Origin of the sequence: Cuniculiplasma divulgatum (assembly GCA_031200235.1) — an archaeon.
GTDB lineage: Archaea > Thermoplasmatota > Thermoplasmata > Thermoplasmatales > Thermoplasmataceae > UBA509.
Genome location: CP133595.1, coordinates 1,181,691 through 1,202,022, shown reverse-complemented (window position 1 = coordinate 1,202,022; position 20,332 = coordinate 1,181,691). Strand labels below are relative to the sequence as shown.

Annotated in this window: 18 protein-coding genes and 1 tRNA gene; 14 read left to right on the top strand and 5 right to left on the bottom strand. The window is 47.9% G+C overall.

Going from position 1 to position 20,332, the window contains the following annotated elements; all coding sequences use genetic code 11:
* The first annotated feature begins 29 nt into the window (after positions 1-29).
* From RE469_06285 to RE469_06275, 3 genes are all read left to right on the top strand, one after another.
* A complete protein-coding gene (locus RE469_06285) occupies positions 30-1,100 on the top strand; it encodes an L-threonylcarbamoyladenylate synthase (protein WMT43810.1) in 1,071 nt (356 codons plus the stop codon).
* Between the two features lie 61 nt (positions 1,101-1,161).
* Positions 1,162-1,635, top strand: coding sequence for a 5-(carboxyamino)imidazole ribonucleotide mutase (gene purE / locus RE469_06280; protein WMT43809.1), 474 nt, complete (start codon positions 1,162-1,164; stop codon positions 1,633-1,635).
* A complete protein-coding gene (locus RE469_06275) occupies positions 1,632-2,720 on the top strand; it encodes a 5-(carboxyamino)imidazole ribonucleotide synthase (protein ID WMT43808.1) in 1,089 nt (362 codons plus the stop codon). Before purE ends, RE469_06275 begins: the two co-directional genes overlap by 4 nt.
* Here RE469_06275 and RE469_06270 read toward each other — a convergent pair.
* The 3 genes from RE469_06270 to RE469_06260 are packed head-to-tail and all read right to left on the bottom strand — an operon-like array spanning position 2,717 to position 5,227.
* Entirely contained in the window at positions 2,717-3,232 is a 516-nt protein-coding gene (locus RE469_06270) for an ACT domain-containing protein (protein ID WMT43807.1), read from the bottom strand. The two genes, RE469_06275 and RE469_06270, sit on opposite strands and share 4 nt — an antisense overlap.
* Positions 3,233-3,245: 13 nt before the next feature.
* Positions 3,246-4,211 (bottom strand): DNA repair and recombination protein RadA, encoded by a 966-nt coding sequence (radA, locus tag RE469_06265; GenBank protein WMT43806.1) that lies wholly within the window; start codon positions 4,209-4,211, stop codon positions 3,246-3,248.
* Positions 4,212-4,213: 2 nt separating this feature from the next.
* The gene (locus RE469_06260; GenBank protein ID WMT43805.1) at positions 4,214-5,227 is read right to left on the bottom strand and encodes a type II glyceraldehyde-3-phosphate dehydrogenase; all 1,014 of its coding nucleotides are present in this window, start codon (positions 5,225-5,227) and stop codon (positions 4,214-4,216) included.
* A gap of 116 nt (positions 5,228-5,343) precedes the next feature.
* Here RE469_06260 and RE469_06255 point away from each other — a divergent pair, with 116 nt between their 5' ends.
* The 7 genes from RE469_06255 to RE469_06225 all read left to right on the top strand — a co-directional run bounded on the left by RE469_06255 (position 5,344) and on the right by RE469_06225 (position 12,811).
* Positions 5,344-9,099 carry a hypothetical protein gene (locus RE469_06255; protein ID WMT43804.1) on the top strand — a complete coding sequence of 1,252 codons (3,756 nt, stop codon included), beginning with the start codon at positions 5,344-5,346 and terminating at the stop codon, positions 9,097-9,099.
* 69 nt (positions 9,100-9,168) lie between these two features.
* Complete coding sequence (locus RE469_06250; protein ID WMT43803.1) at positions 9,169-9,744, top strand: hypothetical protein; 576 nt, start codon at positions 9,169-9,171, stop codon at positions 9,742-9,744.
* A 44-nt stretch (positions 9,745-9,788) separates the two neighbouring features.
* The gene (locus tag RE469_06245) at positions 9,789-10,352 is read left to right on the top strand and encodes a flavin prenyltransferase UbiX (protein WMT43802.1); all 564 of its coding nucleotides are present in this window, start codon (positions 9,789-9,791) and stop codon (positions 10,350-10,352) included.
* Positions 10,321-10,821, top strand: coding sequence for a DUF5615 family PIN-like protein (locus tag RE469_06240; GenBank protein ID WMT43801.1), 501 nt, complete (start codon positions 10,321-10,323; stop codon positions 10,819-10,821). The genes RE469_06245 and RE469_06240 overlap by 32 nt, the downstream gene beginning before the upstream one ends.
* Positions 10,818-11,855, top strand: a complete 1,038-nt coding sequence (locus RE469_06235; protein ID WMT43800.1) for a pelota family protein — start codon at positions 10,818-10,820, stop codon at positions 11,853-11,855. The genes RE469_06240 and RE469_06235 overlap by 4 nt, the downstream gene beginning before the upstream one ends.
* 61 nt (positions 11,856-11,916) lie before the next feature.
* Positions 11,917-11,991, top strand: a tRNA-Glu gene (locus tag RE469_06230).
* Between the two features lie 559 nt (positions 11,992-12,550).
* Positions 12,551-12,811: a DUF167 domain-containing protein gene (locus RE469_06225; GenBank protein ID WMT43799.1), complete on the top strand. Its 261-nt coding sequence runs from the start codon at positions 12,551-12,553 to the stop codon at positions 12,809-12,811.
* A 56-nt stretch (positions 12,812-12,867) separates the two neighbouring features.
* Here the strand turns inward: RE469_06225 and RE469_06220 are convergent, their stop codons facing one another.
* Together RE469_06220 and RE469_06215 are read right to left on the bottom strand one after the other, a co-directional pair.
* Positions 12,868-13,830, bottom strand: coding sequence for a hypothetical protein (locus RE469_06220; GenBank protein WMT43798.1), 963 nt, complete (start codon positions 13,828-13,830; stop codon positions 12,868-12,870).
* Positions 13,817-15,175 (bottom strand): cytochrome ubiquinol oxidase subunit I, encoded by a 1,359-nt coding sequence (locus RE469_06215; GenBank protein WMT43797.1) that lies wholly within the window; start codon positions 15,173-15,175, stop codon positions 13,817-13,819. The genes RE469_06220 and RE469_06215 overlap by 14 nt, the downstream gene beginning before the upstream one ends.
* Positions 15,176-15,397: 222 nt before the next feature.
* Between RE469_06215 and RE469_06210 the strand changes: the two genes are divergently transcribed.
* From RE469_06210 to RE469_06195, 4 genes are all read left to right on the top strand, one after another.
* Entirely contained in the window at positions 15,398-17,251 is a 1,854-nt protein-coding gene (locus RE469_06210; protein ID WMT43796.1) for an aldehyde ferredoxin oxidoreductase family protein, read from the top strand.
* 75 nt (positions 17,252-17,326) lie between these two features.
* Positions 17,327-18,526, top strand: coding sequence for an extracellular solute-binding protein (locus RE469_06205; protein WMT43795.1), 1,200 nt, complete (start codon positions 17,327-17,329; stop codon positions 18,524-18,526).
* 51 nt (positions 18,527-18,577) lie between these two features.
* Positions 18,578-19,375, top strand: a complete 798-nt coding sequence (locus RE469_06200; GenBank protein ID WMT43794.1) for an ABC transporter permease — start codon at positions 18,578-18,580, stop codon at positions 19,373-19,375.
* Positions 19,359-20,282 carry an ABC transporter ATP-binding protein gene (locus tag RE469_06195; protein ID WMT43793.1) on the top strand — a complete coding sequence of 308 codons (924 nt, stop codon included), beginning with the start codon at positions 19,359-19,361 and terminating at the stop codon, positions 20,280-20,282. The genes RE469_06200 and RE469_06195 overlap by 17 nt, the downstream gene beginning before the upstream one ends.
* Positions 20,283-20,332: the final 50 nt, after the last annotated feature.

Genomic DNA, 20,332 nt, shown 5'->3' with positions numbered 1-20,332 from the left:
GTAATATGTCAGAAAATCATCTGCGGATAATGCCATTCCATACCCGCATAGTTAAGGCCGATCAGAACAGACCTGATCCGGAGGCTGTCCATTCTGGCGCTGAGGTCATTCTTGCCGGAGGTACCGTGATCTTCCCAACTGAAACCGTTTACGGTCTTGGAGCCAACGGCCTTGACCAGGAAGCATGCCTGAAGATATTCACGGCCAAGAGCAGGCCTGCAGACAACCCCCTGATACTTCATATATCCTCACTTGAAATGCTTGATGACATAGCCGTTCTTCCCGATTCCAGACTCCGGGAGAGTCTGATGCGCTTCTGGCCCGGGCCTCTGACTGTGCTGCTTGAGAAGTCAGATGCGGTTCCTGCCGCCGTATCTGCAGGGCAGCCAACTGTTGCAGTGAGAATGCCGGACAACAGACTGGCACTTGAGCTTATATCTGCCTCAGGCGTTCCCATAGCCGCCCCAAGTGCAAACCTTTCCACCAGGCCCAGTATAACTGATTCGCAGGATGCCATCCTAGAAATGTCTGGAAGGGTTGATCTCATTTACGATTCCGGAAAAACCAGCTTCGGACTGGAATCCACAATACTTGATCTCACAACGTCTCCTCCCAGGCTTCTCAGGGCAGGATCCACAACTGTTGAGAGCCTGCAGGAAGTCTTCGGAAGCATTGAAATATCAGATGCTGCCAGAGGCACTGTGGAAAGCAATGTTGCAATAACGCCGGGCATGAAGTACAGGCACTACGCGCCCGAAAAGCCCTTCTTCCTCATGCACAGCGTTGAAGACTTCAGGGCACTTGTGAACCTTGACCTTTGCCATCTGGGGATCCTTGCCATTGGTGCCGATGAGCTATGCCGCAGTGATCAGTGCCTCAGGCTGGGGAGCATGACTGACCTCAGACAGGTGGGGCACAACCTATTCTCTGCCTTCAGGCAGCTTGACCTGGGCGATTATAACATGGCGGTGATTCATCCTTTCCCTGAAAATGGATACGGCCTGGCAATAATGAACAGAATACGAAAGGCCACGGGCCACAGGACCGTGACTGTGAAGGAAGTGCTGGAACTGGCGGGAAACTCAAATCAGTCAGCCTGATGGCTGAACTATCCCGGCAGAAATCTGCAATCCCTTTTATACCATCTGCAAATTTCTAAGCATGGCAAAAGTTGGAGTCATAATGGGCAGCAGCAGTGATTTCGATCACATGAGGGATGCCATTACTGTCCTGGGCGAACTGGGGATTGAGGTTGAATACAGGATAGTTTCTGCGCACAGGACACCTGATCTTATGTATGAATATGCAAAGAGCGCCCAGTCAAGAGGGGTTGAGGTCATCATAGCCGGGGCCGGCGGATCTGCGCACCTTCCGGGAATGACAGCAGCTCTCACTCCACTTCCGGTAATAGGCGTTCCCATTCAGACTAGGAGTTTGAACGGCATTGATTCGCTCCTGTCCATAGTGCAGATGCCGGCAGGAATTCCTGTGGCAACTGTGGCAATAGGAGGGTCAAGGAATGCGGCACTGCTGGCTGCAAGGATTCTTGGCATAAAGTATCCTGAAGTTGCCGAAAGAGTGAAAAAGTTCATGGAAAACCAGACAAAAAAGGTTCTGGGTGAAAAGCTGGAATGAACATAGGAATCATTGGCGGTGGGCAGCTGGGCTGGATGATGGTGCTGGAAGGGCGGAAGCTGGGATACGGATTCAACAGCATTGATTCCGATTTTTCAAAGCCTGGCGTGCGCATCTCGGACCATGGCTTCACCTATGATAACTACAGAGATTTTGTTGATTCATCAGACGTTGTGACATACGAGTTTGAGCATGTTGATGACCGTGTTCTTGATTATGCTGATTCCCTGGGTAAGCTGAAGCCGGGGATGCTTCCCATAAGATTGAAGAGAGACAGATCGCTTGAAAAGGAATTTCTCCGTGATGCCGGTCTGCCTGTGACGCCTTTCACTGTTGTGCATAGCCTTGGGGAACTCAGGAAAGCATCCGGCCAATATGATCGCTCAATAGCAAAAACTGCCATGGGTGGTTATGACGGCAAGGGCCAGTATCCCGTATCACCCGGCAGTATTCCTCAGGGGATGCCGGAGGGCAAATATGTGCTGGAGGAATTTGTAGACTTCAGCCAGGAAGCCTCGGTCATAGCATCCAGGGACATCCACGGAAAGATGGCTTTCCATACGGCTTCCCTGAACGTTAACATGAAGGGGATGCTGCTCTACAACGTAGCCCCGTTTCCCGATATCGGCATGAAAGACGTTGCCATGAAACTTCTTGAGAAACTGGATTACACCGGTGTCATGGGGATTGAATTCTTCATCAGGGACGGAAAGCCCATAATAAATGAATTCTCCCCAAGGGTCCACAACTCAGGGCATCATACTCTTCTTGGTTCCTCAATATCACAGTTTGAGCAGCACATAAGGGCCATAGCCGGGCTTCCTGTGCCGCAACCGGAATTGCTATCTGCATCCGGCATCGTGAATATTATAGGAAGGCAGATGGACGAGGATTTGAAGAACAGGATTCTTGAAATACCAGGGACACAGGTCTACTGGTACGGAAAGGACAACGCGAAAAAAAGGAGGAAGGTTGGCCATGTGAATATTGTCGCCCCTTCAGCAGATGATGTCAGGGAAAGAATAGATGCGCTGATTGACATTATGTATGGGGGAAATATACTGGATTTCCTGGAGTATTCCTAGAGTATCACCACTGCTTCGACCCCGGGAATCTTCTTCAGGTCAGACAGGAGGTGCCCAGGGATTGGGCTGTCCGTAACTATGGTTGCCCTCGGGCTGTCCACAAGCTCAGGATCATCCACGATGACCTGCCTTATGCTGATGTTCTCCCTGGCAATTACCTGTGAAACACCTGAAATTATGCCGGGCTGCGTTGCAGAGGTTGGAACTATCTGAATCACTCCCATGCCCAGTCTTGAGCTGACCATTGAGAAATCGGGGATTGGTTTCAACTGTGAGTAGAAATTGGAAAGTTCAGGATCGCTGATTATTTTTCCCAGTATTTCAATGACGGCTCTCCTGTCAACGCCAAGTGCCTGAGCAATGGCGGAGGCTTTAACCTCAACGTCGCCGCAGTACACCCTGGGCATATTCTCATGATCTTTTCTCACGGATAGACCAAGTGAGATCAGCTTTCTCAGCACCTTCACCTGCGAAGGGTACCTGGCAAAGTTGTCATTTATGTATTTCCACATTTTCCAGTCTTACTTACACTCCATCAATTACTCCGTCCTCGGAGATCTGGATTACCGTCTCTCCTTCAGGAAGATAGGGCGAATCGATGAGCCTGGCAATTCTCTTGCCCCCCTTACTCTTCCTGAGATATATCCTGAACGTTGCGGTGTGACCAACAACATTTCCGCCGATTGGCGCAGTTGGATCGCCAAAGAATACATCCGGCCTGGCCGAAACCTGGTTTGTCACTGTTATAACTGCGTTGTATATAGTACCGAACTTCAGAAGGTCATGCATATGCCTGTTAAGAAGCTGCTGCCTCTCAGCCAGTGAACCTCTTCCCATGTATTCCGACCTGAAATGCGATGTCAGGGAATCCACTATGAGAAGCTTGATCGGGAATTCCTTGGCAAGTTCCGATGCCCTCTCAGCAAGGAGTATCTGGTGATGAGAGTTATACGCCCTTGCGACATGGATGCGCTTCAGAACCTTTTCCGGATCAAGCCCCCTGAACTTTGACATCTGAATGATTCTTTCAGGCCTGAATGTGTTCTCAGTATCTATGATCAGGACATCTGAATCGAAACCGCCATTTTCCACAGGCATTGTTGCATTCACAGCTGCCTGGTGCATGATCTGGGTCTTGCCCGATCCAAATTCTCCGAAGAATTCCGTTATGGACTGTGTCTCGAATCCACCGCCCAGGAGGTTGTCAAGATTCTTGCTGCCTGTGGTGAGTTTCTTCACTTCCTTCCTGCGCTCAAGTATCTCTTCACCGGTTTCGAAATTGCCAACATCGGCATATTTTCTGGCAGCGGCTATTATCTTTGAGGCGTTTCCCTCAGCGATGCCTGCTACATCCGAAAGATCCTTGGGTGAGGCAACGGCTATGGTCATAATGTCATCGTAACCATTCTCCCTAAGCTTCTCTGCTGTTGCTTCTCCAACTCCGGGCAAATCCTCTATTGTGTATTTCTTCTGCTCCTTGCTTTCAACCATTGTTACACCCTTTTTCCAATATTCAGCGTCTTATCAGTCTCAGAAATGGATTTTTCACTGTCCATTAACTGGAACATGGCCCTGATTGCGTCCACATTTTCGGGTACCACATCGCTTTCCTGATGAACTGCCTGTATGTAATTGAGTTTCGTACCTTTTAAGTTTACGCTTTCCTTCCACACTGCTATTTCATAAAGATCGGACCGAGATCTGCCCATCTCCCTGGCCATATCCATTATCTGTGCTGTGGACGTGAGTCCTGATTTGCCGGACACCAGCATGATTCGCCTGTACTTCCCCATCTCAGCTATGACCTGCTTCTGACCCGCTGGCTTTTCCAGATCAATGCTGACCACATGGACATGCATCAGTGTGGTGGGTGCCTTTATGGCCACGGTGTCAACATCAACATTGCCTATGACTGTCTGCAGATCAGGTGCGTGGTGTGACGGAAATTTCAGGCTTGGTTCCAGTGCATTTATTGGCCCCTTTGAGCTGTCATTGGGGTCAGTGGCCCTTCTTATGAGTGTGGCACTGACATGTTTCACGCCAAAGGATTTCCGAACAGATGTTACCGTCCTGGCAAGGGCAGTGGTGTTGCATGAAACAACCCTCACGTAATCCTTTCCCCAGGAATCCATGAAATTTGAGTATGCATTGAATGAGGCCTGGGCAATCTCATGATCCTCGCCTCCCTGGAAGATGGCCTTAATTCCATTCTTCCTGTAGGTTTCAATGTTCTTCCTGCCCATTCCTTCAGGAGTTGCGTCCACAATTATATCTGAATCAGAGATCAGGTCTTCCAGCGTACCGGATGCCTTGATAGAAGAGCTGTTGAAGGATTCCAGCGATTTTGCATCAGCGGCAAATATCCTGAAATCATGCATGGCTGATTCAGCCACATAATCTGGCCTGGTTTTCACTATGCCGGTCACAATCATGTCCTTCTGCAATCTCACTGCCTGAGCGACCCTCCTGCCGATGGTACCATAACCATTGATTCCTACCTTGATCATGTTATTACTCCATTGCCTGCCTGCATATAATAGTTCAATTCTGGTGGTTCATGGATATTTTTTATATAACTTATCCCTTAAGGGTGATTTATTAATCTATGCTACTTAAGGTATTAATGGTATTAATAGTATTAAGTTTATTAATACCAATTACGGTATTTACGTCTGAAGTTTCATCCGGATCAAATATTCAAGCTCCCGTCGGCAGTCCAGGCCTCTATAACTTCACGGAGATTCCCTCTGGCCAGTATCCTGCAAACACAAGCTGGGTGAACTTCAATAACACACCGCTCAATTCCTATTCACACATGGTTGAGGGTAGCGCATTGCCAGTTTCCGGATTCAATATCAATACAAGCGCACCCATATCCAGCCCGGAATATTTTTACATAAACCTCAACGGGACATCAAATGAGAGCATGAAAATCACTTACTCGTGGAACGACGCTGATAATCTGCTGACAACTATTGACAACCTTGCAATAATGCAGGGCGGCCGCAATATCATCCACTACTTTTTTGGGCCCGGTGATCAGCAAAATGGCGTCTCCCATCAGTATATCTACGGAAAAACCATTCAAAATGTAGGACCGGATCCAGCAATTGACGCGTTCCAGACAGTTGAATTGTCATGGAACAGCCTGTATCCAAACAAGATATTCTTTTCAATTGAGAGTGGATACAACTCGACGGGAAATTTCCCCATGACTGTGCCGGTCAACAGTACACTACACCCCGGGAATTTCAGCCTTCTGGTCGGCGGTAGCAACTGCAGTATCACTCTGGACGAACTCTATGTTACCAGCCACGATGCGGGCTTTGCACCTCTACAGTCCAGAAATTATTCATACGAATTGCAGCAGTCCGGAAATGTTACAGGTGACATTCGAAGTGCGTCGATCCCGGTACTGGACCCTGAACTTAATGATGTCCTGTTCGTTGCGCACTCCAGCAAAACTTCTATTTCATACTGGAATTACGCAAACCAGACTGCAGGTATTCTCACCCAGGTACAGCCTATCTCCGGAGGAAACTTTGTATCTGTGGTATCTGGCAACGTGGAATATATTGCCTGTGGGAACAGCACGGAAGTGAACATGATTGCCGTTAACCTGACAGATCTTTCAGTCTCCAGTGCACTCTCCTATGGACATTTTCCCTATTTCACTGGAGTCTTCTTTCTCCACGGAAGCTTTGTAATGGTTTCCCGCTTCTCGCTGGTAGCAATCAATTTCACAAGTGGAACATCCACAGCATACAATATCTCTCTTGGTAGAGACAGCTTACTTGTGGCCATGAGCCAGTCACACGGAAACCTAACGGGAATGGATCTCAATCTCTCGTCCGGGGACACCATTCATTTCATTCTCAATAAAACACTGGATATGACCATGGCTCCTGGACAGACATTCAACGGGAATATTGTGAACACGAGCCTGGCCTGGGAAACAGATGGCGTATACGAAGTTCTGATGAACGCAACAACCAGTGGACATTATTCATTCATGCTTGACCCTGAGGATTACAGCCGGATGCTTATCATCAACGGATCCCTGAGTACCTGGTCAGGGGCCGGAGACACTGCACTGCACATGGATTCTGGACAGGCTGAGTTCCTGAGCCCGTACTATGCCATCGCCAGCAACATTTTTGTGCAGAACATAACCGGAGTCTATCTTGACGAAAATGCCTCTGCCGGTACACTTGCTGCCGGTAGCGACATATACATATTCTACAGCAGCGCTGAGCCACTGTCTACAGATGGTATAGGCATAAGTCTGGAGCCTGCAGGAATAATAACACACAATTCTACCGTGGAATACTCGGTGCATTCAAACCTCACATACAGCCTGAATGCGACCCTTGGCGGTACTGAGCTTAAAGCCAGTAACGGCAGTATCACAATCGATGCCTCACTTTTTCCCACCGGGACATACCGGCTCACTGTAACAGCCAGCAACATGGCCGGTTATTCATCCTCAGTGTATGAGGAGGTTTCCATTGACAGCCAGATACCTGTCATATATGTGAATCCAGGCAATGGGACATACATCGCCCAGTCCCAGGGATTTACAATAAATATAACTGGCACTTCTGGCAATGGCACAACAAGCGTGCAATGGAACAGTGGAACGTACACAACAAATTCTCTGGCATTCGGGCTGTTTGTGTCCTCCAACCCGGGGAAACTGGTTCTCTGGGTGAACTATACAGACTGCTTCGGAATAGTGCATTCCAGATGGTTCAACTACACCACCATAAAGGGCATTTCAGGCAGCACCTCCATAGGTATAACAAATGGGACGTACTACAGCAGGAGCAACATAACTGTACAATGGGTAGGAGTGGAGAACGTTTCATATTACGACCTATATGTCCACGGTGCCGCTATGAATCTCTCGTATCAGCTTGACACCAACTGGACAACCCTCAATCTGACAAACGGAAATTATGTCCTGTCGCTCAATGCAACGCTTCTTGATGGTCAAACTGCATTCCTTGGTTCCAGGAGCTTTGGGATCGAAACATACCGACCTCTGTTGAGTGTGAACACATCCGGTTCCCGTTTACTTTCATTCTATGGTGATTCCAGCAATAACACCATGACAATCAACGCAACAAGCAATGTAACATCACGGATATCTGCATCCATCATTTACTGTGGCAATGTGATTGGAGAGTGGGAGGTCACCGGAAAAAACTGGAATATTGTCCTTGATCAGGGCAGTGGCTTTTTCCACGAGAATGGTACTTATCATATGAATATTGAGGCAATCGGCAGTAGCGGCCTGATTTCATCCCGTAACTTATCATTGAGCGTGAACAACACAATTCCGGTTGTGCCATCCTTCCCGAAGCCTGTCATATACACAAATTCAACTGTGCTGCATTTTCCTGATGTGGACAGTGCCAACATCTCCATCGTGGCAAACATAAGCAGAGGAAGATCGTGGGCAATCCAGTCTGCCGAAGATGGGGAAATAACTTTACCAGAAGGAAATTCAACTTACAACGTGACGTTTTACGCCAGGAACCTCTGGAACAATTCTGCCAGGGAGAACATCATGGTAGCCAGCTATGATCGACCTCCAGCAATATCGGTGAGAGTTGCAGACATGAATCTTTCAGGCACAAACACCACTGAACTGGCATTTTCTGTTATGGATGCCGTACCGGCATACATTGAGATCAAAATGAGCAATTCAAGAGTCCTGTATTCTGGATATACGGGCCGGGGGAATGTCACCATTAACTTCAATGCCGATGGAAATTACAGCGTATTCCTGACAGCCACAGACATGTGTGGAAACATAAACAGCACAGAAATTAGAGGAATAAACGTCACTTACTATCCTCAGATCACAGGCATAGGAATTGCATACAGCATCATATCAGGTTTTGCAGAATTTCATCCAGTTGTTCATGGTACTGACCTTCAGAACCTTAGATACACTTGGACTGTATCAGGGGAATCCTATGGAGGAGATTCATTGAGCATTTTTCTCCTTCCAGGGTACCACACTGTGAACCTTGATGTCCATTTTAACGGTCACGGAAAAAGCACAACCAGGACCGTGTTCACTTTCGGTTTCATTCCTGAGGCACTGGTAGCCATGATCCCGGTATCATTGGTCGCATACAGGCAGGTTGCCTATGGCGCAGATGAGGATGCCGCAGCTGAGATCATAATGGAAATGAGAAACAGAACCATACGTGAAATTATGAAAAAAGGCAAGGCTGGCAGAATCAGGAAGAAGACCATGGAATCGGCTCTCAGAAGATTGGTAGATCGTGGGAAAATCCTCATACTTGCTGATCCTGATGGCCAGAAATACGCCATGGATCCATCAATGGCAAGAAGAGGAAACTGAATCCGTATCTGGAAAATTGCAGTGAAAAACTTATTTAGAGAAATTCATATCTGTTTCGGATTCAATTTCATGAAAAACAAGACAGCCATTTCACTAGCGGCTCTGGCATTCGTTTTTGTGCTGGCCGTTGCTCCAATATCAGCCATGGGAAGCACTCCTGTACTGAATCCGCCCCCATCGAGTCTGCCCTCAGTTACCTATTATATAAACGGAACCGAAAACCATTACACGATCAGCACTACGGAGTGGAACTCATTCTTTGCAGATATAATAGATAACAGCACATACGTAACATACAACTGGAGCGCAAATTCAACGCAGGACCTCATAGTGTTCGATCTGTCATACACAGGCCTCAACCCCTACGGACTTGATGTTATAACTGCGCTGTCTTCAATTGGTTTTCCCAGTGTCCAGAACTTCACCATAGCATTCAAGATGACTGAGAACCAGCAGTCCCTTGTGACCAGCGGCGGAAGCCACCTGTCAAACATCAAAGCCCTTGATTCCGGTGCTTATCCTGGATTTTCGTGGTCCAAGCCCAGGGTTGTCAGTCTTTATGACGATTACAGGGATGCAGCGATAATCGTGGCAATATTCGCCGCAACCTTCGTACTGTACTTCTACTTTAACAGAAAGCGCTGAGACCATCACTTATATATCCCATATACATCTTTTATGGATATTCATTGAAGGGAGACAATAGGATAGTTGTGGGCGTAACAGGAGCTTCAGGAACTGTTCTTGCGTTCAGGCTCCTTGAATCGCTTAAGAATTTTGAACGCCACCTGATCATTTCTGATGGTGCGAAAAGGGTCATGACCGCTGAGACAGACCTGACTCTGGAGGACTTTTCTAAACTGGCTGAACATGTTTATGATGATTCTGACCTTGCTGCACCGGTGAGTTCCGGATCCTTCAGGTTCAGGAGTTTTGTCATAATTCCCTGCTCCAACACCACCCTTGCAAGGATGGCTACCGGCATGGCTGACACTCTCATCACACGGATTGCTGCAGTATCCATGAAGGAGCGTAGGAGGATGGTGATTGTACCAAGAGAGATGCCACTGAGCTCCATTTACATTGAAAACATGCTGAAGCTGTCGACAAACGGAGTGATTGTGGCTCCTGCAATGCCAGGTTATTACACAAGGCCTGAGACTGCTGGTGACATGGTGAATTTTGTTGTATCTCGGGTTCTGGATCTGATGGGCATCGACAATGATATGTCAGGACGATGGAAAGACTACTGAAATGAGATTCTTCGCTGACAGCATGCTGGGGAAGATGTGCAGGTGGTTACGCCTGATGGGCTATGATGTCGGGTATGCAACCTCTGACATGGCGGATGATTCAATCATTGAGACATGTTCAAGGGAAGATTTGATCCTAATAACAAGGGACAGGGAACTTTCCGTAAGGTACAGAAATTCCATATATATCAAATCTGACAGGCATGTGGAACAGCTCAGAGAATTCGTGGCAAGATTTCCGCCTGATGAATCCCTTTATTTCACAAGATGTCCACTCTGTAACGGTCTGCTCAGGGTCACTGATGACCCAGCCATCATGGCAAGTCTGCCACCCGGGGTCAGGAAGTTGCAGAACAGGGTTTACATTTGCACTCACTGCGGAAAGATCTACTGGGAGGGGACTCACTATGCATCAATAAAGAATGAGATCCGGTCCATAGTTGATGGCACGGCGGAGAAAGAAAGATGAGGATCACGGAAAAGAAGGATTCTGAATGGATTACGGTACACGTAGATTCCGATGATGATTTATGGTATCTGAAGAACCTCATAAATCCTGGAGACATGGTCAGGATGACAACCCTGAGAAGGGTGGAGAAGCAGCAGGACATGAACAGATCCAAGGAATCCCCGCGAAAACCTGTCACCGCATCCATAGTTGCTGAGAGCGTTGAATTCCAGGATTTTTCTGGAAATCTGAAGGTTCTTGGCACCATAAGGGAAGGACCTGAGGACATCATTGGAGACCATCAGTCATTCAATATATCACCCGGCGACAACTTCGAACTCAAGAAGCAGCAGTGGCTGGAACAGCAGCGTGAACTCCTGGCTGAGGCCCTGGATAATAAGTTTTCACAGAAATTCTATTTCATCGCCGCAGATGATGAGACCGCATGGATTCTTATGCTGAAGTCATACGGGATACAGAGCATAGGCAAGATCGATTCACATCTCACAGGCAAAGCTTACGAAAGTAATTTCTCTGAACAGGATTTTCACAGGGAAATTGTTGAGTCATGCCGCAGGATGCTGCCAGAAGGAAGCACCATAATAATCCTTGGACCAGGATTCACCAGAGAAAAGATAGTAAACGCATTCAGAACATACGGCGGAACAGGATTCCGGGTGGTGACATACCCCACCAACAGATCAGATGCAGGCGCTGTCTGGGAATTCCTGAATACTCCTGAGGCGGATGCCATTTTCAGGGACCTCAGAATTTCTGGAGATTCCAGACTCGTGGAGAGCTTTCTGAGGCATGTCGGAACAGACGGCCTTGGAACATACGGATACGAAGATGTTCTGACAGCACTTGAAGCTGGCGCCGTGGATACACTGATTGTTTCTGAGGAAAAATTCAGGACCCCCGAGGGCAGGAAACTTCTGGAAGAGTCGAGAAACTATGGTACAAGGGTGCACATAATAGGAACAGGAACTGATCCTGGCAGGATAGTGAGTAATTTCGGAGGCTATTGCGCCATCCTCAGATACAGGTTACTTTGACCTGATGGACTGGCACCTGCTACAAAAATACATATAAGTATGTGGGTTTAGGGTCTGTTCTGCTCCGATGGTGTAGTCCGGCCAAGCATATCGGCCTTTCGAGCCGACGACCCGGGTCCAAATCCCGGTCGGAGCACTCTATTGGGAATCCGGCGTCCTACTGCTTCCAAGATTATTATAGCTTCACAATAATGTTAAAACATAACAACCTTGTTTTTTATCAGGCATCTGTTCTAAATTCAAATAGATCCGCTCTGCTGATCCAGCAAAATAACTCGGATCTTAAAAATGGAGTGCGCTGGAACTCACGTGCCTGCTTTCTGCTTAGACTAAGAACAGGCACTCTTTCATAAGGGATCTACAAGTGCACTTCTTACTGCCTGCAACGCGTTCCTCTTTTCTGGTATGGCCTTTAAGCCAAGGATCTTATCCAGAATCTTTCGCAAAATCCCATCCACAGATTTCAGCCGGAATGCATCAGGGTAGGTGATTCTGTAGCGTTCGATCATGTGCTGAAACATGAAGATATTGCTTTGGTTACAGAGATCTCTAAAGTAGAAATGAAATAAGTGCAATTTTAATGCTACCATACATGATAGTTAAGCATCTTCCAAGCCTGATATCTTGATTACCGGTCATATATTGAAAGCGATTTTCTTTCATATTTAACCGGAGAAATGCGATGTACCTGAAATATGAACAAAATTAATCCGATCATATCAAATGCAACACCTGAAAATGCATTGATAGTTCAGGTTAAGGTAAAACGGGGGAATGGTCAGATTATTGCCGAAGGTAATAAGCTTACTGTTTACACCAACGAGCCTAGAGAAAATGGTAAAGCAAATGCCGATGTATTAAGGCAACTTTGCGCTCATTTCAATGTTGAACAATCCAGAATAAAAATCATCAGAGGAATGAGATCAACAAACAAGACTGTCAAGATTCTTGAGTGAAAGAAAATAAAAGCCATGAATGTGCGGTTCGGAATTTTCAAGGATAGAATAAATTTTTAAGGTGTGCTCGCTGCTTTTTCCATCATTGCAGACTTTCTATACACCGCTATTGAATAAAGCGCTATGAGCACAGCCAGAATTAAAAGCCCAACAACCGTTATTGCCACATATGCCGAGGCCATGGGGCCTGATGATATCAGGCTATTCACGTCTATGTTTCCGCCAAAGGCTGTAGGATACACCATGAATTCAAGCGAAAAGACATCTGCCGATGCCCACGCAATGAAAAACACCTTGTTTGTTACCAGCTTCACCGTGTTTGGAATATAATAAAGGATAGGAACCAGCAGTGCAAGTATTATGGGCACAGCCACCAGGAATGGCAGCGATCCATGCTTGAACAGATCCAGAGAGATCACCGAAACCACAAGGCCCACGACTGTGAATGGGACAACCAGTTTCTTGAGGGGCGCAAGATCGTAGAACACCGGAGCCAGACCCACTGCAATCAGGAGGGCACCGATTATGAAAAGCCAGGATGCAGCATTGCCTGCCCATGCAGATACGCTGAACGTAAGCCTGTTCAAATCAATGCCATTTCCCCCTATTATCCCGGTTATTATGACGAGCACCACCAGGCCAAGGAGCAGTGTGGATATGGAATAACCAGTGTAAAGCTTCTTCTCGTCCAGCCATCCCTTCTTCTTTATGAATTCCGCGAACACTATGGTGGAATTCCTGGCCACAAACAATATCAGGAATATGGCAATGGCTGCTGAGAAGATGCTTGCCAGCGGGATAAGTATCTTTGGATACGCAAAATCAGATGCAACAACCCAGAATGCTCCGAAGGTGCCGGTCACTTCCCAGACAGGGACAATATAGTCCAGAACCTTCTTCCTGACTGCCTCCCATGCAATGAGCATCAGAACGCTACCCATCATTTCAGTTATGATGAGCACGGCGAATACAGCAAATACAGCAAAGTTGATGCCAAACAGAATGTTAATAATTAACACCCCCTTCTGCTGCCGGCTTCATGTCCTCTTTGACCGGATTTGAATTGAAAACCCTGGCAAAGAAATAGAACGTTGCCGGTATGAGCACAAGGTAGAACGCAATGATGAAGTATCCTGGAACAAGCTGCCCAGTGGAATAATTGGCCGCCTGGTAAACCTTCATCACGTTGTAAACAATCCAGGGCTGCCTGCCAACCTCATCGGTCACCCATCCGATTTCATAGACCAGGAGTGCAAAGAAACCAAAGAATATCTGGAAATACATCATGTACCTGTTCTTCACGAAATCTTTCCTGAACACATAGAAGAGGAAGGTTATGAAGAGGAACAGCCCCAGGAACAATCCCCCAACCACCATAATGTCAAATGTGGTGTGTATCATCAGAGGTGGCCAGTCGCTTGCCGGGAACTGTGATAGACCCGGAAGCGTGGTTATCCCTGTCTCTAGCTTTGCAAGGAAGGCCTGCAACCCCGGAATCTGTATGGAATCAAGTATGTGCCCATTGTACAGGTAACCGAACAATCTTTCAGAAAACCCTGTTCCAGGTGTTGGATTGAGGTCCATTGCCGCATATTTTAATGGCTGGTATTGCAGCAGTGTTGACATTTCATTTGATCCCGAAGCACCTGCAAGCAGTATATCAATGATGGACACCCCACTGATAATCCGGAGCATTGACCTGAACATTCCCTTCTCCTCCGGGTCACGTGTCCGCAGATATTTGTAAGCGAAAAATGCACCGATAAGCATTACACCGGCAAAAACTGTTGTTGTGAGGACGTGGGCTATTTCGCCAAAGGTTGAGGGTGTTGCAAAGGCAATCCAAGGAAGAACCCCTGTTACCTTTCCTGTTGAAAGATATACCGGTATGTTGAATCCGTTTGGCGTGTTCATCCAGGCATTGACCATTGTTATTAACACACCTGAGAGAAGTGTCCCGAATGCTACCACAATTGAAAGTGCCAGGTTTGTGTATTTCCACCTGAACACGCCCTCAAAATAAACATAGATCACAAGGCTGATGGTCTCCAGGAAGAAGGCGAATATTTCAGCATAGAATGCACCTATTATGCCGGTTTCTGAAACAAGAGTCATGAAACCGGGAAAGAGATTTATAAGTTCAACAGCCACAACTATTCCGGAAGCAGTACCCACACCAAATGAGATCACAAATACCTTCTTGAGCCGCTTTATTAGGGCCAGGTGGTAACTGTTCCTGTTCCTCAGATACAGGAACTCCAGTATGGATATCAAAAGAATCAGCGCAATGCTCATTGACACAAGAATTATGTGCGATCCTATGGTGAATGCAAAAAGGAATCTGTCAAATCCTACCATTGACATGTTTCTATCAATTGACAAAAGTTATAAGAATTATCGCGAGCAAAACTGTGCTAAAATGCGCTAGTGTGCCAATAAATGCTCATGTGTGGGTTCTTGAGCGCAATACCTCTCCCATCTATTGCAAAGCACGATGAAAAGGGGAGTACGATTGAATTTGCACGGAAGCCCAGGGTACCTATCGGCTGAGATAAATCTATAATAGGAAGAAGCCATGATAAAAGCATGTACGGCGTTAATGGCAGGGTTCTCCATGTTGACCTTACAAAGGGCAGCATAAGAGAGGAGAAGATTCCAGAAGAAATATACAGGAAATACCTGACCGGCTATGGTCTGGGAGCATACATTCTGAACAGAGACATGAAACCTGGGGCAGATCCCCTGGGAGAGGAAAACATCCTGGGAATCACAACCGGGATATTCAACAGCCACTCAGTTCCTCTGGGCGGAAGATTCCAGGTTGTAGCTAAATCTCCCATGACCGGCGGATGGGGTGATGCTGACTGCGGTGGCAAGTTCGGCCCGGAGCTGAAAAACTCCGGCTATGATGCAGTCTTCATACGGGGCATCTCACCAAAGCCAGTTTTCCTGAAAATCACCGACGGCAAGGCTTCCATAGAGGACGCTTCCGGCCTGTGGGGAAAGGACGCATATGCAACCGAGGATGAGCTGAAGAAAATAGAACCCAGGGGACAGGCACTTGTCATAGGTGTCCCCGGGGAGAAGAAACTTCTGGTTGCCTCACTCATGAATGATTACGGCAGAGCAGCAGGCAGATCAGGGCTCGGAGCGGTAATGGGATCAAAGAAGCTGAAGGGACTCATAGTAAGGGGAAAGCCCATATTCAAGCCCTTTGACCAGGCAATGCTCATGGAGACAATAAAGGAGATCCAGATAGAATTCAGGAAGAACATAGATCTGGCAAGGCCATGGCAGCTGTACGGCACAACCGCCGGAACAGAATCCTCACACCTCAACGGCGACACGCCAATAAAGAACTGGGCCGGTGTAGGCATAATAGACTACGGTGCTGACAATGCCAGGAAGATAAGCGGGGAAGAAATTGCAAGGGACAAGCTGAAATCCTACGGATGTGCGCAGTGCACGCTTGCATGTGGTGGCCACATAAGGAGAAAGACCCGCTTCGGAGAGATTGAGGGGCACAGGCTTGAATATGAGGGGACAGGATCATTCGGAGGGCTCAATCTCAACACTGATCTGGATGCCATGGCCATGGCATTTGAGATGTGCAATAGGGCAGGGATGGACATAATATCCGTGGGCGCAGTCATAGCCTTTGCAAACGAATGCTTCGAGAGAGGCATAATAACAGAGAAAGATGTTGGATTCAAGATTGGTTTTGGAGATGCCGATGCCATGGTGAGACTCACCGAATTGATCGGCAGGGGCGAGGGCATTGGATCAGTCCTTGGAATGGGCGCGAAATATGCCGCACAGAAATTCGGCAAGGGCAGCGAGAAATTTGCCATGCAGGTTGGCGGCCAGGATCTGCCAATGCACGACCCCAGACTACTTCCAAGCCTCGCCACCACGTACATTGCAGACCCAACACCAGGAAGGCATACTGCAGGCGGCCTGGGATTTGACGAGGGCGGCACCATGACGCTGCCGTTCCAGTACAGTTTCCCCAGGGAGAAGATAGACAGGTACTCATACCATGGCAAGGGGAAGATGCAGGCGCTTTCTGTATATGGAATGCAGGTACTGAATGCCACTGGCATGTGCCTGTTCTCCACTTCCGTATGGCCTAACTCATACCCGTACTACAAGCTCTTCAAGGCCATCATGGGCTGGGATGTGTCTGAAGAGGAGATCATGGCAATGGGAAAGAGAATACAGCTGCTCCGGCATCTATTCAACTACAGGGAGGGCATCAATCCCAGAAAGATTGTACCGCCATCCAGGATGGTTGGGGAACCACCCCTCACGGCAGGCCCCACTGCCAATGTGACCGTGGACTACCGTTCCATGGTTGATGAATACCTGCAGGAAGTGGGTATTGATTCAGATGGCAGGCCATCACCGGATGTCATGAAGGATCTTTCAGTGGAGATCTGAGACAGGATTTTCAGGAATCATCAGCGATTCCTTATCTTCTTTAAACAAATTTATAAGTTCAGGTTATTACCAATCATGGAAAAATCACGTTTTGCCTTAACTGCCGCTGTAATCCTTGTGGTGGGATTGCTGGTTGGGGGCTTTGCCGGTTACTATATCTCGGAATCGTCACATCCTGCTCCAGCAAGCGTATCTGTATTTGCAGCAGGATCCCTGGAATACGCCCTTGGCAATCATTTTAACCTGCAGTTCAAGAACACAACAGGCATTTCCGTTGGCCCAACATTTTCAGGATCAGTCAGTGGCGCCAAGAACGTGCAGAGCGGAGCCCATTACGATGTGTTCATATCAGCATCGGCTGGAGTGATTCCAGCCAACCTGATGCCTAAATACACCGACTGGATGATCATATTTTCAGCAAATGAGATGGCAGTCACATGGCTGAACCACAAATATAACATTCCCGCCGGGTCCTTCTGGTTTGAGAACATTACCGCCAAGAATGTCACAGTAGCGGCATCAACTTCACAGCTTGACCCAAGCGGATTTCAGGCAATAGAGATGACCAAGCTTGCAGGACTGCTCTACACTGGATGGGACAATGCAACGTATGGAAAGTACGTGCAGCAGGCGTTCTCTGATAACTTCACCATGTACATGAAGTACAACCGTGCCTGGAATGCCTGGTTCGGTCCAGGTGGAACGCTGGCATCAGAATCATGGGGCGGAAACTATCCTGTAAATGATTCAATGGCACTGTACAGCCAGGTGTTCGGATACATGCTGGGCAAGGGCTATACAAAGCTCACCACGGTTGAAATAGGACTTGATGGCCTGCTTGAGGCTGGAACCGCTGACTATGCGCTTACTTACAAGTCCCAGGCCATAAACCAGAACCTGTCATATTTCAAGGCTCCTGACGGATCCAATGGCCTCAGCTCCTGGATCAACCTTGGAAATATTACAGAAGACCACGTCCTGTTCTATGGGATGGTTAATTCCACGGGACCAACCACTCCCGACGACAACATCGGCAATCTTCCCGGAGCGCCCATACTGTATGCTGCAACGATCCTGAACGGGACCGCCAACCCGTCCATGGCTGCCGCCTACATCTACGATCTTGTGACGGGGTACGGACAGCACACTCTTGCTGCCAGCGATTTTGATCCACTTCCGGTGGCATTCGGATATCATATGTCCAATATCCCATCATATTTGGGCACCGTTGTGGAACCTATCCCGAGCTACATCCCGGCTTCAGCCTATGACTGATTCCGGGATGTTCCGGAAACATTATTTTGTCAACATTCCATGTCACATTCCATGAGAAACCGACTTCTTCTGCTGTTTTTTCCGTTCATGGCAGCATACCTGATCTTCCTGGTTCTGCCCATAGTGAGAATACTTACATTCAACTCCTTCAGTTTTCTCATTGGCGACGCCCACAGTGGAATACTGGCCAGCATATACTACACCTACCTCATCGCCCTTGCAGTTGCAGTTATTTCCGTGCTCCTGGCTCTCCCGTACTCCTTCGTCATGGCCCGCAGGAACACCATTCCATACCGGATCGCCGATAGCCTGGTGGAGATTCCCATAATGATCCCAAGCACCGTTGTGGGCATCATGATCCTCATAACATTTGCACCTCAGATGCCGGTGGGATCCGCCATTGCCAGAATTTTTCCCGGATATACATTCCAGGATTCGCTCTTCGCAGTGATCATAACGCTGCTCTTCGTATCCTCCGCATATTCAATCAGGATTATTGGGGTGAGCTACAGGCAGGAGATACTCCGGTATGAGGAGGAGGCCATGACACTTGGAATCAGCGATGCAAAGAGCTTCCTGCTGCTCTCCGTTCCCATGCTGATCAAACCAATGGCAAGAGGCATAGTCCTGTCCTGGGCCCGTGCAATCTCCGCAGTTGGTTCCCTGCTCATTGTGGCGTATTACATATTCCCCAGCTTCACCCAGCTGGCAGGAGTGTTCATCTACAGCCAGTTCCTTGGAGGCGGGCTTCCGAATGCCGCAGCATCATCCAGTATCCTCATAATCACCGGCATCATTGCAATGGCCATTCTCAGGGCCATGGGAGGAAGAAATGCAGCTGTCTATTAGGGACCTGGTATACAGGCATGGCAGCTTCACTCTGTCCATTGATCAGCTTGATTTGCCATCGGGGAAACATTTCATAATGGGCCCAAATGGTTCCGGCAAGACCACGCTGCTGAAGAATGTGTGCGGCATACTCCGTCCTGATTCCGGAAGCATACTTCTTGACGGTGTCCCCTCTGAGGACAGGAAATCGTGGGAGAGGCATGTTGCATATATCCCGCAGGATCTCCTGCTGTTCCCGGGGATGAGCGTCGAAAAGAACCTCATGTTTCCAGTGCGGCATGCAGGCGGGAGCATGGACATTTTTCATGACATGGTGGAGAGCATGGGACTGAAGGATATCCTGCAGAGAAAAGCTGACCAGATATCTGGCGGGCAGGCCCAGAGGGTTGCTGTGGCCAGGGCAGTCATAAGTGCACCTTCCCTCCTCCTGATGGACGAACCGCTCTCCATGCAGGACCAGTCTGCAAGGGTATGGATACTCTCTCGCCTGGATGACATGATGAAGAAGTACTCCTTCTCCATATTATACGTAACGCATGACCAGAGCGATCTGGACTTCGGATATGATTCCCTGACCTTCATGAATGCAGGGCGAATCACTGAGACCATGTCTTCCCTTGATGAGCTGCACCAGGCAACAAGTGCTGCGATGCTCCATTACGGGAACATGGTCAGGATCAATGGAAATCACTACCTGGCCGGTGATGAGTCAATAAGTTTCTCAGATTCCAGCGGGTACGGCTACAGGTGGTGGAAATCCCATGACTACAATGTGCTTCTTGCTTCCATTGACGGAGAGGAATATTTCATAAAGACCTCCAGGGTGCCTGATGGCAAATATCTTGTGCTGAACTTGGAACTTATGAAACCCCTGGGGCATGAATCCATACTGCAGGAAGGACGCTGAATCATCCGGACCGGATCAAATGGGAAAAATATGATTTGTGGAGAAATTGA

Coding starts and splice junctions, on each gene's coding strand:
- RE469_06285 (WMT43810.1), top strand. CDS start 30: ATGCCATTCCATACCCGCATAGTTAAGGCCGATCAGAACAGACCTGAT.
- purE (WMT43809.1), top strand. CDS start 1,162: ATGGCAAAAGTTGGAGTCATAATGGGCAGCAGCAGTGATTTCGATCAC.
- RE469_06275 (WMT43808.1), top strand. CDS start 1,632: ATGAACATAGGAATCATTGGCGGTGGGCAGCTGGGCTGGATGATGGTG.
- RE469_06270 (WMT43807.1), bottom strand. CDS start 3,232: ATGTGGAAATACATAAATGACAACTTTGCCAGGTACCCTTCGCAGGTG.
- radA (WMT43806.1), bottom strand. CDS start 4,211: ATGGTTGAAAGCAAGGAGCAGAAGAAATACACAATAGAGGATTTGCCC.
- RE469_06260 (WMT43805.1), bottom strand. CDS start 5,227: ATGATCAAGGTAGGAATCAATGGTTATGGTACCATCGGCAGGAGGGTC.
- RE469_06255 (WMT43804.1), top strand. CDS start 5,344: ATGGTATTAATAGTATTAAGTTTATTAATACCAATTACGGTATTTACG.
- RE469_06250 (WMT43803.1), top strand. CDS start 9,169: ATGAAAAACAAGACAGCCATTTCACTAGCGGCTCTGGCATTCGTTTTT.
- RE469_06240 (WMT43801.1), top strand. CDS start 10,321: ATGATATGTCAGGACGATGGAAAGACTACTGAAATGAGATTCTTCGCT.
- RE469_06235 (WMT43800.1), top strand. CDS start 10,818: ATGAGGATCACGGAAAAGAAGGATTCTGAATGGATTACGGTACACGTA.
- RE469_06225 (WMT43799.1), top strand. CDS start 12,551: ATGAACAAAATTAATCCGATCATATCAAATGCAACACCTGAAAATGCA.
- RE469_06215 (WMT43797.1), bottom strand. CDS start 15,175: ATGTCAATGGTAGGATTTGACAGATTCCTTTTTGCATTCACCATAGGA.
- RE469_06210 (WMT43796.1), top strand. CDS start 15,398: ATGTACGGCGTTAATGGCAGGGTTCTCCATGTTGACCTTACAAAGGGC.
- RE469_06205 (WMT43795.1), top strand. CDS start 17,327: ATGGAAAAATCACGTTTTGCCTTAACTGCCGCTGTAATCCTTGTGGTG.
- RE469_06200 (WMT43794.1), top strand. CDS start 18,578: ATGAGAAACCGACTTCTTCTGCTGTTTTTTCCGTTCATGGCAGCATAC.
- RE469_06195 (WMT43793.1), top strand. CDS start 19,359: ATGCAGCTGTCTATTAGGGACCTGGTATACAGGCATGGCAGCTTCACT.